15 protein-coding genes are annotated in these 12690 nt (G+C 75.7%); 9 read left to right on the top strand and 6 right to left on the bottom strand.

All coding sequences use genetic code 11. From position 1 onward, the window contains the following. Positions 1 to 77: 77 nt before the first annotated feature. Complete coding sequence (locus E4623_RS16050; RefSeq protein WP_245155113.1) at positions 78 to 2186, bottom strand: Stk1 family PASTA domain-containing Ser/Thr kinase; 2109 nt, start codon at positions 2184 to 2186, stop codon at positions 78 to 80. Positions 2187 to 2324: 138 nt separating this feature from the next. Here E4623_RS16050 and E4623_RS16055 point away from each other — a divergent pair, with 138 nt between their 5' ends. Genes E4623_RS16055 through E4623_RS16065 form a run of 3 tightly spaced genes read left to right on the top strand, consistent with a single transcriptional unit; the run spans position 2325 to position 3576 of the window. Further along, on the top strand, positions 2325 to 2696 hold the full coding sequence (locus E4623_RS16055; protein WP_134767542.1) for an Rv2175c family DNA-binding protein: 372 nt from the start codon (positions 2325 to 2327) through the stop codon (positions 2694 to 2696). Between the two features lie 50 nt (positions 2697 to 2746). Next, positions 2747 to 3184, top strand: a complete 438-nt coding sequence (locus tag E4623_RS16060; protein ID WP_245155114.1) for a ribonuclease domain-containing protein — start codon at positions 2747 to 2749, stop codon at positions 3182 to 3184. Then, a complete protein-coding gene (locus tag E4623_RS16065) occupies positions 3181 to 3576 on the top strand; it encodes a barstar family protein (RefSeq protein WP_134767543.1) in 396 nt (131 codons plus the stop codon). The genes E4623_RS16060 and E4623_RS16065 overlap by 4 nt, the downstream gene beginning before the upstream one ends. A 98-nt stretch (positions 3577 to 3674) precedes the next feature. On the opposite strand, the gene E4623_RS16070 is transcribed toward E4623_RS16065, so the two are convergent. Continuing rightward, positions 3675 to 4751 carry a polyprenyl synthetase family protein gene (locus E4623_RS16070; RefSeq protein ID WP_134767544.1) on the bottom strand — a complete coding sequence of 359 codons (1077 nt, stop codon included), beginning with the start codon at positions 4749 to 4751 and terminating at the stop codon, positions 3675 to 3677. Positions 4752 to 4782: 31 nt separating this feature from the next. Between E4623_RS16070 and metF the strand changes: the two genes are divergently transcribed. Both metF and E4623_RS16080 read left to right on the top strand, forming a co-directional pair. After that, positions 4783 to 5670: a methylenetetrahydrofolate reductase [NAD(P)H] gene (gene metF, locus E4623_RS16075; protein WP_134767545.1), complete on the top strand. Its 888-nt coding sequence runs from the start codon at positions 4783 to 4785 to the stop codon at positions 5668 to 5670. A 16-nt stretch (positions 5671 to 5686) separates the two neighbouring features. Next, positions 5687 to 6316, top strand: a complete 630-nt coding sequence (locus E4623_RS16080) for an SIMPL domain-containing protein (RefSeq protein ID WP_134767546.1) — start codon at positions 5687 to 5689, stop codon at positions 6314 to 6316. Positions 6317 to 6331: 15 nt separating this feature from the next. On the opposite strand, the gene E4623_RS16085 is transcribed toward E4623_RS16080, so the two are convergent. Further along, complete coding sequence (locus E4623_RS16085) at positions 6332 to 7642, bottom strand: NAD(P)/FAD-dependent oxidoreductase (RefSeq protein ID WP_134767547.1); 1311 nt, start codon at positions 7640 to 7642, stop codon at positions 6332 to 6334. A 23-nt stretch (positions 7643 to 7665) separates the two neighbouring features. Here E4623_RS16085 and E4623_RS16090 point away from each other — a divergent pair, with 23 nt between their 5' ends. After that, positions 7666 to 8166: an AAA family ATPase gene (locus tag E4623_RS16090; RefSeq protein ID WP_134767548.1), complete on the top strand. Its 501-nt coding sequence runs from the start codon at positions 7666 to 7668 to the stop codon at positions 8164 to 8166. On the opposite strand, the gene E4623_RS16095 is transcribed toward E4623_RS16090, so the two are convergent. Genes E4623_RS16095 through E4623_RS16105 form a run of 3 tightly spaced genes read right to left on the bottom strand, consistent with a single transcriptional unit; the run spans position 8106 to position 10658 of the window. Continuing rightward, positions 8106 to 9515: a hypothetical protein gene (locus tag E4623_RS16095; protein ID WP_134767549.1), complete on the bottom strand. Its 1410-nt coding sequence runs from the start codon at positions 9513 to 9515 to the stop codon at positions 8106 to 8108. The genes E4623_RS16090 and E4623_RS16095 overlap by 61 nt on opposite strands. Further along, positions 9506 to 10138, bottom strand: coding sequence for a DUF4126 domain-containing protein (locus E4623_RS16100; RefSeq protein WP_134767550.1), 633 nt, complete (start codon positions 10136 to 10138; stop codon positions 9506 to 9508). The genes E4623_RS16095 and E4623_RS16100 overlap by 10 nt, the downstream gene beginning before the upstream one ends. A 16-nt stretch (positions 10139 to 10154) precedes the next feature. Then, positions 10155 to 10658: a YbaK/EbsC family protein gene (locus E4623_RS16105; RefSeq protein ID WP_245155115.1), complete on the bottom strand. Its 504-nt coding sequence runs from the start codon at positions 10656 to 10658 to the stop codon at positions 10155 to 10157. Between the two features lie 55 nt (positions 10659 to 10713). Here E4623_RS16105 and E4623_RS16110 point away from each other — a divergent pair, with 55 nt between their 5' ends. From E4623_RS16110 to E4623_RS16120, 3 genes are all read left to right on the top strand, one after another. Next, positions 10714 to 11187, top strand: a complete 474-nt coding sequence (locus E4623_RS16110) for a hypothetical protein (protein WP_134767552.1) — start codon at positions 10714 to 10716, stop codon at positions 11185 to 11187. A gap of 119 nt (positions 11188 to 11306) precedes the next feature. Next, positions 11307 to 11729 (top strand): SAV_6107 family HEPN domain-containing protein, encoded by a 423-nt coding sequence (locus E4623_RS16115; RefSeq protein ID WP_134767553.1) that lies wholly within the window; start codon positions 11307 to 11309, stop codon positions 11727 to 11729. 59 nt (positions 11730 to 11788) lie between these two features. Then, entirely contained in the window at positions 11789 to 12649 is an 861-nt protein-coding gene (locus tag E4623_RS16120; protein WP_134767554.1) for an endonuclease, read from the top strand. Positions 12650 to 12690 lie beyond the last annotated feature (41 nt).

Below are 12690 nucleotides of genomic sequence, written 5' to 3' on the forward strand. Positions count from 1 at the left end.
CCGGTCGGGGGCCGGCGGCAACCCGTGAGGGTGGAGAGTTACCCGGCCGTGACCTCGTCGTCCCCGGCCGGAGGCCCTCAGACGACGTAGATCGTGACCGTGCTGCCCTTCGGCACCGAGGTGCCGGCCGCCGGGTCGGTGCGCACGACGAACCCGAGGCCGTAGTAGTCGTCCTCCTCGGAGCGCTGCGGCACCAGGCCGGCGTCGCGCAGCGCCTGCTCGGCCGCCTCGACGCCGAACAGGTTCACGCGCGGGACCTCGACCATCTCCGGGCCCTTCGAGACCACGAGGGAGACGACGTCGTCGCGGAACAGGGTGCCGCCCGCGGGGTCCTGGGAGATGATCGTGCCCCGGGGGACCTCGGCGTCGAAGACCTCGGTGCTCTGGTGGTCGAGGTTGCGGCGGTCGAGGGCCGCGACGGCCTCCTCGAGCGTCCTGCCGACCCAGCTGCCGACCTTGATCGGACGCCGGCCGAGGCTGACGACGATCTGGACGGTGTCGCCGCTGGAGAGCTCGGCCCCGGCCTTCGGGACGGTGCCGAGCACGGAGTCGGCGCCGACCGTCTCGGAGTACCGGCCGATGCTCTCGCCGATCTCGAGCTGGACGGCCATCAGCTCGTCCTGCGCGGCGTCCTCGGTGAGGTTGCGGACCCCCGGGACGATCAGCTTGCCGAGCGAGAGGGTGACCGTGACGGTGTCGCCGGGCAGCACCTGGGCGCCGCCGGCCGGGTCGGCGGAGACGACGTCACCCTCCGGGACGTCGGAGTCGTAGACGGGCTCGGCGAAGGCGATCTCGAGCTCGGCGTCCTCGACGGCGGCGATCGCGACCGCCCGGGACTCCCCGACGACGGTGGGCGCGGCGGTGTAGCGGGCCCAGCCGTACCAGAACGCGCCGCCGCCCACGGCGAGCGCCAGGACGAGCGCCAGCACGAGCAGGACCGGTCCGCGGCGCGAGCGCCGCGGACGACCGGTCGGCCCCGATCCCGGCGGCCCCGCCTGCCGGGGCGCCTGCCCGGGCCGCTGACGCGGAGGCGGGCCGGGCGGCTGGGCCTGGCGGGACTGCTGGCCGGGGCGCTGGCCGGTGCGCGGGTCGGGGCGCTGGTCGGTTCGCGGGGGGAGCGGCACGGGCCGGGTCGCGGGCGCGTCGAGGACCGGCAGCGTGGTCGTCGGCTCGTGGTGGTCGCGGGGCAGCCGTTGGTCGGCGAAGAGCGCGACGTCGGTGTCGAGGTCGTCGCGCTCGGGGGTCAGCAGGTGCGGTGCGAGGTCCAGGGTGAGCTCGGGGTCGTCGCGGACGCCGCGGTCGAGGGCGTGCGAGACCCGGTGCACCTGGTGCAGCAGGACGCCGGCGTCGGCGGGCCGCAGCGCCCGGTCGCGGGCAGTGGCGCGGGCGACCAGCGCATCGACGTACGGCGGGATGCCGGGCACCAGGGCCGACGGCGGCGGCACGTCGTGGTGCACGTGTTTGTAGGCCACGGCGATCGGGGTCTCGCCCTCGTGCGGCTTCTCACCGGTGAGCAGCTCGTAGAGCATCACGCCGGCGGCGTAGACGTCGGCGCGCGCGTCGGCGCGGCCCTCGACGACCAGCTCGGGCGCCAGGTAGGACACGGTGCCGATGAGCACGCCCTGGGTGGCCGTGTGCTGGGTGTCGGCGCTGATCGCCTTCGCCAGCCCGAAGTCGGCGACCTTGACCTGCCCCCCGGACTGCTCGTCGGAGATGAGGACGTTCTCGGGCTTCACGTCGCGGTGGATCAGCCCGGCCCGGTGGGCGGCGGCGAGCGCTGAGAGCACCGGCTCGATCAGCGCCAGCGCCCGCGCGGGCGGCATCGGGCTCTCCTTGGCGATCGTGTCGCGCAGGGTGTGGCCGCTGACCAGCTCCATGGCCAGGAACACCGTGCCGTCGTCGTCGCCCTGGTCGTAGACCGCGACGACGTTCGGGTGCGAGAGCCGGGCGGCGGCGCGCGCCTCGCGCACGAAGCGGTCGGCGAAGTCGCGGTCGCTGTCGGCGTCCGAGAGGCCCGCGTGCATGATCTTGACCGCCACGGTGCGGTCGAGACGGACGTCGTGCGCCTCGTGGACGCTGGCCATCCCGCCCCGCGCGATCCGCGGTCCGACCAGGTAGCGACCGTCGAGCAGGCGCCCGCGCGGGCCCGCCGACGGCGTGCCGGCGCCGTTCGCGTCTGTCGCCACGTCGACCCTCCTGTCCGGCAGGGGAAGGTGCCGGAGGCCGCCATCCTACGGTTGACGGGTCCGGGAGGCCTGCCACCCGACGACCGGCGTGGCGCGGTCGGCCCCGTCCGGGTGGGGACGGCGTGGGAGCATGGTGCGATGAGTACTCCCTCCCTCGCCGAGGCCGACCTGGCCGCGCTCGTCGACGACTGGATCGACTGGGCCGAGGCGGCCCGCCGCCTCGAGGTGACGCCCGCCAAGGTGCGGACCATGGTGCGCGAGCACGAGCTGGCCGCCGCCGTCCCGGTGCCCGGCGGCGGCGTGAAGCTGCCGGCCGACCTGATCCAGGACGGGCTGCCCGTCAAGGGGCTCTCCGGCCTCCTCACGGTCATGCACGACAACCGCTACGACGACCGCGAGTGCATCGCGTGGCTCTTCCTCGACCAGGACTTCCCGGGCCGCGCCATCGACGCGCTGCGCGAGAACCGTGGCACCGAGGTCAAGCGCCGCGCCCAGGCCCTGGCCTTCTAGTGGCGGCCCGGTCGGGGCCGGCGCCGGCGCGGTCGAGCGCCCTGGCCATCGTGCTGGTCCTCGTCGTGGCCGTCGGGATCTGGCTGATCAACGGCGGCGACCCCGGCACGCCGACCGGCAACTCCGGCGCCACCCCGATCGCGACCGACCCGGTCGGCCCGGAACCGTCGAGCCCCGCCGGGTCGAGCCCCACCGGGTCGAGCCCGTCCGAGGACGGCGTGGTCGCGGTCGCCGACCTGCCGCCCGAGGCGGCCGGCGTCATCCGGCTGATCGACGCGGGCGGGCCCTACCCCTACCGACAGGACGGCGGCACGTTCGGCAACTACGAGGGCCTGCTGCCCGACCGTGGACGCGGCTACTACGAGGAGTTCACGGTGCCCACGCCCGGTGAGGACGACCGGGGGGCCCGCCGGATCATCGCGGGTGCCGACGGCGAGCTGTACTGGACCGCCGACCACTACGCGTCGTTCGAACGGATCCTCCGGTGAGCGGGCTCGCCGCGATCCTGGCCGGCCGGACGCCGTCCGGCGCCTACCACTGGGTCTCGAACTGGCCGCCTGGCCGGGTCCGCGAGCCGGTCGAGGAGGCCGGCTGGCGCTTCGCGCACCTCGAGGGCGCCCGGATCGAGTCGGTGCCCGAGCTGCACGGTGCCCTCGCGGAGGCCCTCGACCTGCCCGACCACTACGGCCGCAACCTCGACGCCCTCGCCGACTGCCTCACCGACCTGCCCGCCCGCCAGGTGCTCCTCTGGGACACCTGGTCGGTCCTGGCCCGTGCCGAGCCGCGGGTCTTCTCCATCGCCGTCGACCTCCTCGGTTCGTCGCTGACCGTCCTGCTGCGCGGACCCGGCCCCGAGACCGGCCTCCCGACCCTCGACTGACGGCACCCTCCGGGCGGCCCCGGCCGGCCCGTGCGGGTCGTGTGCCTGAGCACGGTCCATGCGCCGTGCTCAGGCACACGACCCCCGGGGACGGGGGCTCAGACCACGCGCTGCGTGACGGCGTCGGCGAGTCCGCGCAGGACCTCGGTGGCGCCGGGGTCGAGGGCCGCGGCGTCGAGGCCGGTCACGGCGATGGCGGCGAGCTCGGAGATCACGTCCTCGACCTGGGCGTGCGCGCCGCTGGCGTCGATGACCTCGCGCAGGCGCTGGACCTCCGACGCCGTCAGGGGCGTTCCCAGGGAGCGGTCGAGCAGCGCGGCGTCGGCCGGGGGAGCGGCGTCCAGGGCGAGCGCGACCAGCACGGTGCGCTTGCCCTCGACGAGGTCGTCGCCGGCCGGCTTGCCCGTGGTCGCCGGGTCGCCGAAGACGCCGAGCAGGTCGTCACGCAGCTGGAACGCCTCGCCGAGCGGGAGACCGAACGCCGACAGGGCGGTGAGGGTCTCGGGGCCGGCGCCGGCGAGCGCGGCCCCGACGTGCAGCGGCCGCTCGATCGAGTACTTGGCCGACTTGTAGCGCAGCACGGTCATGGCGGCCTGGACGTCGGCGCGGCCGCGGGCCTGCACCGACACGTCGAGGAACTGCCCGGCGATGACCTCGGTGCGGCACAGGTCGAACACCTCGAGGGCGGGGCCGACGCGTTCCCAGCCGAAGCCGCAGCGGCGCAGCAGCTCGTCGGCCCACCCCAGCAGCAGGTCGCCGAGCAGGATCGCCGCGGCGGCGCCGTACTGCTCGGGGTCACCGCGCCACCCCGCTCCGCGGTGCTGCCCCTCGAACGCGCGGTGGGTGGCGGGCCGGCCGCGGCGGGTGTCGGAGGCGTCCATCAGGTCGTCGTGGGCGAGGGCGCTCGCGTGCAGCAGCTCGAGCGAGCCGCAGGCCCGCAGCAGCGCCGCCCCGTCGGACACGACGGGCTCGACGGCCCGGAAGCCCCAGTGGCAGAACGCCGCCCGGAACTTCTTGCCGCCGGCCACCGCGGTGCGCGCCTCCGCGACCAGCCGCTCGGCGTCGGCACCCAGCGGAACCAGCCGCTCGGCCTGCGCGTCGAGGAACGCCGAGAGGCTCGCATCGAGCCCGGAGCGGAACTCCGCGTCGTCCCAGGAACCGTCGCCGATGACCACGCCACGACAGTAGAGCTCTACGATTCCAGGCATGGCAACGGGTCGCGGACGCAGCATCGGCGAGCTCCTGCGCGACGGCGAGCGGTCGATCTCCTTCGAGTTCTTCCCGCCGCGCGACGAGGCCGGGACCGAGCGCCTGTGGCGGGCGATCCAGGCACTGGAGCCCTACCGGCCGACCTTCGTCTCGGTCACCTACGGCGCCGGCGGCGCGACCCGCGACACGACGGTCGAGATCACCGGCCGGATCGCCCGCGAGACGTCGCTGACCCCGGTCGCGCACCTCACCTGCGTCGGCCACACCCGCGACGAGCTCGAGAGGATCCTCGACACCTACGCCGAGGCGGGCGTCCACCACCTGATGGCCCTGCGCGGCGACCCGCCCGACGGCCCGCGCGCCGAGTGGACCCCGACCGAGGGCGGCCTCGACTACGCCCGCGACCTGGTCGAGCTCGCGCGCTCGCGCGGCGACTTCCGGATCGGCGTGGCGGCCTTCCCCGAGGGCCACCCGAACGCCGCGTCCCGCGACGCCGACGCCGACGTCCTGGTGGCGAAGGCCGAGGCCGGCGCCGAGTTCGCGGTCACCCAGATGTTCTTCCGCGCCCAGGACTACTTCGACCTGGTCGAGCGGGTGCGCGCCCGCGGCGTCGACATCCCGATCCTTCCGGGCATCATGCCGATCCTCAACGTCGCCGCGATCCGCCGTCAGGGTGAGCTGATCGGTGCCGAGGTGCCGGCCGACCTCGTCGCCCGCGTCGCCGCCCACGACGACCCTGCCGCGGTCCGCGCGGAGGGCATCGCCATCGCCGCCGAGCTCTGCGACGAGCTCCTCGACGGCGGGGCGCCGGGGCTGCACTTCTACACCCTCAACTTCTCGCGGGCCACGCTCGAGATCTTCGAGCGGCTCCAGATCACCGTCTGACGGTACGGTCGGGAGCATGCTCGCCGCCCGCACCGTCACCACCACCGGCTCCGGTCGGGTCGCCCTCCCGCGCTCGGTCGCCGTCGTCCGGGTGACCGCCACGCACCGTGCCGAGGCGCTGTCCGAGGCCCTGGCGGGGGCCGAGTCGGCGCGTGCCGCCGTCGTCGAGGTGGCCCGCCGCCACGTCGATCCGGCCGACGCCGGCAGCATCGCGACCCAGAGCCTCGACATCTGGCAGACCACCGACGACCAGGGCCGCCGCGTCGGCCACGAGGCGCGGCACTCGCTCAGCATCCGCGCCGCCGGCCTCGACGCCGCCGCCGCGCTGGTCCAGGCGCTGGCCGACGAGGTGGGTGACCGGATCAGTCTCGACGGCGTCTCGCCGGCCTCCGTGCCGACCGCCGACGACCACCGCACGGCTCGCGAGCGCGCCTTCGCCGACGCCCGGGCCACCGCCGAGCACCTCGCGGACCTGGCCGGAGCCGGCCTCGGCAGCGTGGTCTCGATCGCCGAGGGCGCCACGCGTGGCGTCGCCCGGGGCGGTGCTGCCGACGCGCGGCTGGCGCTCGCCAAGACCGAGGTGGCTCTCGAGGGTGGCGAGGAGGAGCTCACCGCCGCCGTCACGGTCGTCTGGGAGCTGGGCTGAGCCCGGCCCGCGCGCTCAGGCGGGACCGATGACGGTCGCGACCAGCGCCGCACCCAGCCCGACGTAGGCCAGCCCCGAGCCGGGCGTCGCGTGCGCACCGACGGCGTACACGCCGGGCACCGGGGTCGTCGGCCCGAGGCGTCGCCGCACGGTGCCGCGGCCCTGCCACAGCACGCCGTGCGGCGAGCCGCCCCACGCCTGCACGGTCTCGTACGGCGTCCGGTCGACCCGGGCGACGACCCGCTGCCGCAGGTCGGTGCCGTGGCGGGCCAGCACGGTCAGCAGGTCCTCGGCGAGCCGGCCGCGGCCGTGCACGGTGAGCGCGGCGTGCCCCTCCGGGGCGCGACCCCCGGGCCGGACGACGACCATCGGGTCGCCGTGCAGCACGGTCTCGTGGGGCAGGTCGTCGAGGTCGCCCTCGACGCCGACGTGGGCGATCACCGGCGGCATCGCCGGCATGGTGCGGGCGACGTGCGGCGCGAGCACGGGCAGCCGGCGCGGGTCGACCGCGCACACGACGGCGTCGCCGGCGACCTCGCCCGAGGCGGTGGCGACGGCCGCGACCCGGCCCCCGCGCACGACGAGGTCCGTCGCCGGGGTGTCGAGCAGGACCGTCACCCCGCGGGTCGCCAGCCGCGCGACGAGCAGGTCGCGCAGCCGTGCCAGGCCGCCGTCCCGCGCCGGCACCGTCCAGGCGCCGAAGAGCTGCTCGAGGTGCGTGACGACGCCGGCCCAGGCCGGCACGTTGCGCAGGTCGTGGCCCTCGGCGACGAACGGGTGTCCGGCCACCATCGCGGGCCGGTCGTCGCGGAACGCCTTGCGCAGCCGCCGGTGCAGGTGCGCGCGGCTGTCGAGGAGCGCGGCGACCTCCCTCGGCAGCGCCGCCGGCGTCCACGGCTCCTCGAAGTAGTGACGGCGCAGCACGTCCCACACCTCGGCGTACGGGGACACGTAGGCGTCCCAGGCGTCGCCGAGCCCCGGACCGAGTGCCTCGAACGCGTCGGTCTGGCGTCGCGCGCCGCTGGGGAGCCGCAGGACGCTGCGGTCGGCGAACCGGTGCTCGCGGACGACCTCGAGCGGGGTCAGGTCCCCGCCGAGCTCGCGCTCCAGCGCCTGGCCGCTCTTGCGGAACAGGTCGCGGACGACGGCCGGCACCTGCAGCGACCACGGGCCGGCGTCCCAGGCGAAGCCCTCGGTCTCGACCGTCGTGAGCGCTCCGCCGAGCCGGTCGGAGGCCTCCACGAGGGTGACGTCGTGACCGAGCTTGGCGAGGCGGACCGACACGGCCAGGCCGCCGTACCCACCCCCGACGACCACCACGCGCATGCGCCGAACCCTACGGTGGGCCGGTGGGACGCATCGTGCTGGTCTGCGGCATGCCGGGTGCCGGCAAGACGACGCTGGCGCGCGCCCTCGTCGCCGAGCTGGACGCCGTCCACCTGTGCCCGGACGAGTGGCTGGTCCCGCTCGGCATCGACCCGCACGACGCGCGCCGCCGCGACCGGTTCGAGCGGCTGCAGTGGCGCCACGGGCTGCGCCTGGCCGAGCTGGGCCTCACCGTCGTCGTCGACTTCGGGCTGTGGAGCCGCGTCGAGCGCCGCCGGCTCCGCGAGCAGGCCCGGGCCGTCGGGGCGGACGTCGAGCTGCACGTGCTCGACGTCCCGCTCGACGAGCGCTGGCGCCGGGTGGCGGCGCGCAACGCCGAGCCGGGCGCTGTCGTCATCAGCCGCGACCAGCTCGAGGACTACCAGCGGTGGTGGCAGCCGCCGGACGCCGCCGAGCGCGCGGCCTACGACCCGCCGGTGCGGAGGTCGGGCGCCGCGACGAGCGGGCCGAACGCCGTGCCGTAGGTCTCGTCGAGGTGGGCCAGCAGCGCGGCGTTGAGCGGCGCGAGGCGCTGCCCGACCGTGAGGAGTCCGCCCGGGTCGAGCCGGGCGAAGAAGCCGACCGGGGTGTCGGCCGCCTCGAGGGTCGTGCTGCCGGCCGGGTCGGCGACCAACCGTCCCCCGCGCAGGGAGACGGGGTAGGAGAGCGTGCCGCCGACCGGGACGCCCTCGCCGACGGCGACCGCGCGGCCGGCGCGCTCGGCGTCCATCAAGGGCACCAGCGTCTCGACGTCGGCGGCGGTGAGGCCGGTGTCGAGGCCGGCGACGAGGTGGTCCTGGAGGGCGACGAGGAGGTCGCGGTCGACCTGCGCGAGGGTGGTCAGCCCGGCCGACATCCGGGTGTTCAGCTCGGTGGGGCGGAACCCCTCGGCGGTCAGCACGCCGTCGATGCCGAAGGCGCCGCGGTAGCCGTGGACGTCGGCCAGGTGCGCCCCGACCCGGCGCACCGCGGCCCGCATCTGCTCGCGGTCGGCGGCCGGGGGGTCCCACCAGGTCGACAGGCCGCCGTAGACGAAGCGGCGTCGCACGGGGTCGCGCAGGACGGCGAGCTCGACCGGTCGAAAGGCGGCGGTGCCGTCGGGCAGCACCATCCCGTGGATCGAGCACGGCACGCCGTCGAGGAACGGCACCACGCGCACCCGGTCGCAGCGGGGCGCGAAGAACGCGAACGCCGCCGCGCGGTCGCGCTCGTCGACGACCCAGCGGACGAAGTTGCCGCCGCCGTTGGGGCCGTCGCGGGCGTCGCCGCTCCACACCGTGCCGAGCGGGCCGGCCACGGCACCGGCGGCCGCCTCGAGCGCGGCCGTCCCCGCGTCGAGCGCGACGACCCGGCGCGGCGCCCGGGCCACGCCGGCGGCGTCCCAGACGGTGTCGGCGCGCAGCTTGTCCTCGAGCGCGAGGAACGACGCCGGCCGGCCACCGCGGGTCGTGCGGCCCAGGAGCGGCTCGTCGCTGCTCACGAACGGCGAGGTGAACCAGACCGCGCGCCGCTCGGGGTCGAAGGCCTCGACCGCCGCGACCACGTCGGCCGGCAGGTGGTGGCTGACCCGGTCGAGGAGCCGGAGCTCCTCGGTCATCGAGCAGGTCGGCGGGAGCGGGACCTCGACCACGCGGCACGCGCCGTCGTCGGGCACCGGCCCGGCGCCGCGGCCGGTCGAGAGCACGAGGACGGGGGAGCCGAGGGCCGCGTGGCGCGCGACGGCCGGCGTCCAGCCGGCCAGGATGCCGGGCCCGAGGACGACGGGCCGGCCGGCGTGGTCGCGCTGCAGGCGCGCGGTCACCTCGGCCCGGACGGCGGCGTCGCTCAGGTCCACGGGGGCGGCGGACCCGGCGGAGCCCCGGGGGAGGCGGACGTGCGCGTGCGGGCGCGGCGGTCGCGCATGCGTCGCCAACCCCGGCGCACGACCTTGATCGCCAGGACCAGCATGCCGAGGCCGAGCACCAGCAGGACGGCGGCGATCGAGGCGGCCGCGACCGGGTGCTGGATCGCGAGGGCGACCAGGACGAGCACGACGACGTCCTCGACGACGCTGGCGGTGACGTTGGTGACCGGCTCGGGCGAGGAGTTGATGGCGAGCCGGCCGCCGGCCTTGACGAGGTGGGAGGCCAGGGCGGTGCCGCCGCCGACGGTGGCGTTGAGCGCCTGGGTGACCGAGTCGGCGTCGCCCGCGAGGAGCAGGCCGATCACGGCGCCGGCCGTCGGCCGGATGAACGTGGAGATCGCGTCCCACGTGGAGTCGATGTAGGGGATCTTGTCGGCGACGAACTCGAAGGCGTAGAGGAAGCCCGCGACCGCCAGGACGTCCCACCGGGCGAGCGAGTCGGGCACGCCGTCGACGCCGCCCACCCGGTGACCGATGCCGAGCACCAGGACGACGAGGTAGGCGTTCACCCCGCTCGCCCACCCGCTCGAGAAGGTCAGTGCCAGGGAGTCCACGACGACGCCTCCCGGCTCACTCGACCTCGACGAGGGTGGCCCCGGTCAGGGCCAGCAGCTCGTCGTGGGTCGTGGAGAAGACCGCCGCGGGGTGCCCGGCCGCCGCCCACACGACGGGGTGCCGCTCGAGCCACGGGTCGAGGTAGGTCGGCACCGGAGCCGGGTGGGCCAGCGGCGAGACCCCGCCGATGACCTGCCCGGTGTGGGCCCGGACGAAGTCGGGCGTCGCACGCTGCAGCCGCGGCACGCCGATCCGCTCCGCCACGAGTGCCTGGTCGACCCGGTGGGCGCCCGAGGTGAGGATCAGGACCGGTGAGCCGCCGGCGTCGAAGAGGAGGCTGTTGGCGATCGCACCCGGCTCGCAGCCGAGCGCCCGGGCCGCCAGGACGGCGGTGTGGACGGAGTCGGGCAGAATGACGATCTCACCGGTGCCGCCGAGCCGCGCGTGCTCGGCGCGGAACCGGCTCACCGAGGGGTGCTCGCCGGCCGGGGACGGTTCGGGGGTCGGGTCGCTGGACACGGGCCCGACTGTAAACGCACCGACCGACAGGACGGCCGACAGGAGACGACGGAGAATGGCGCAGCGACCGACCTCGGTCATCCGGGTGGTGCAGCTGGTCTGGGCACTCGTCGTGCTCGCGACGGTGCTGGCCGCGTTGACCGTCGTGTTCGAGGACGACCTGGTGCGGGCCCTGGGTGCCGCCGGCACCTCCGCCGACGACACCCGCGTGCCGCCGTCGTTCGCGCCGGTGGCGGTGGTCCTCGGCGTGACGGTGTCCTGCCTCCTGCTGGTCCAGCTGGCCTTCGTGGTCGGCGGGCACCGCTGGGCGCGGCACTCGCTCGCCGGCACCGTCACCCTGATCGGGCTGGGCACGGTCTCGGCGCTGACCTCGTCCTCCCCGCCGCTCGCCGCGGTCGTCGGCGGCGTGCTGGGCCTGGTGCTCGAGGCGCTGGTCGTCGTCCACCTCTACCGGCCTGAGACGGCGGCGCACGTCGTGCCGGTGAGCCGGCGCGAGACCGCGGACGACGGGTCGCCGATCCGGTCTTGACCGCTTGTCGGTGGCCGGGTGTAGCGTTCCTCCTGTTCGAACACGTGTTCGATCCTCCGGTGGGGCCGACCTCGACCCCCGGTCCCGCCGGGGCACCCCTCGACCCAGGAGAGCGCCCGATGATGCTCCCGGCCACCACGCACTCCTACCTCATCCGCGCCGCCGAGTCGCTCAGCGAGGCCATCGCCAGCACCGAGGTGCCCACCCGCTACGCCTGCGCGCACGTCGCGGCACTGCGGGCGGCGGCCGCCCTGCTCGCGGCGCGCGCCCGGCCGGTGGCGGCGACCCGGCGGCGCCCGCAGCGGAACGCGTGGGTCCTGCTCGCCGAGGTGGCCCCCGAGCTGGGGGAGTGGGCCTCGTTCTTCGCCGCCGGCGCCTCGAAGCGGGCGGCCGCCGAGGCCGGCTCCACCCGGGCGGTCAGCGAGCGCGAGGCCGACGACCTCGTCCGTGACGCCGACCGCTTCCTCGCCGTCGTCGAGCAGGCCCTCGGGCTGGTCCCGCACGCGCCGCTGCACGAGCAGCTCGTCCGTCACGTCTCCTGACCCCTGCTGCAAGGGTTTCCCTGGTCGACCGGGCGGCTCCCACTCGCCAGGGTCGTGGCATGCCCCTCGGTCCCCTCCGCCGCACCGCGGCCACCGCCCTGCTCGCCCTGCCCCTGGCTCTCCCGATCGCCGTCACCGTCCCGGCGCAGGCGGCGCTCGCCGACGCTGGCGGACCCTCCGCGCAGGTCGCCTCCGCCGTCGCCGCGAGCGGCGGCACCGACGCCCACGACGACACCTACTGGGCGCCCGCCCTCGGCAAGACCGGCGCCGAGCTGGAGTCGGCGCTGCACGAGATCATTTCCACCGACGTCACGAGGCTGAGCTACGCCCAGGTGTGGGACGCCCTCAAGGTGACCGACCGGGACCCGGCCGACCCCACCCGCGTGATCCTGCTCTACCAGGGCACCTCCGTCCCGGCCTCCGACAACGGCGGCGGCGTCGACCAGTGGAACCGCGAGCACGTCTGGGCCAAGTCGCACGGCGACTTCGGCACCGCCGCCGGGCCCGGCACCGACATCCACCACCTCCGGCCCACCGACGTCACGGTCAACTCCGACCGCGGCAACCTCGACTTCGACGAGGGGGGCGCCGAGAACGACGAGGCGCCCGGCAACTTCTCCGACGGCGACTCCTGGGAGCCGCGCGAGGAGGACAAGGGCGACGTCGCGCGGATGATCCTCTACATGTCGGTCCGCTACGAGGGTGGGGACGGCCACCCCGACCTCGAGGCCGACGACGCGGTCGGCAACGGCTCGGCCCCGCGCCACGGCAGGCTGTCGGTCCTGCTCGAGTGGAACGCCGAGGACCCGCCCAGCGCGGCCGAGCTGCGCCGCAACGACCTCGTCCAGTCCGACTTCCAGGGCAACCGGAACCCGTTCATCGACCACCCCGAGTGGGCGCAGCAGATCTGGGCCTCGTGATACCGTTCTTCGAACACCTGTTCGAAGAGCCGAGGTGGCTG

It is taken from the genome of Nocardioides sp. 1609, from assembly GCF_004522105.1.
Classification (GTDB): Bacteria; Actinomycetota; Actinomycetes; order Propionibacteriales; family Nocardioidaceae; genus Nocardioides.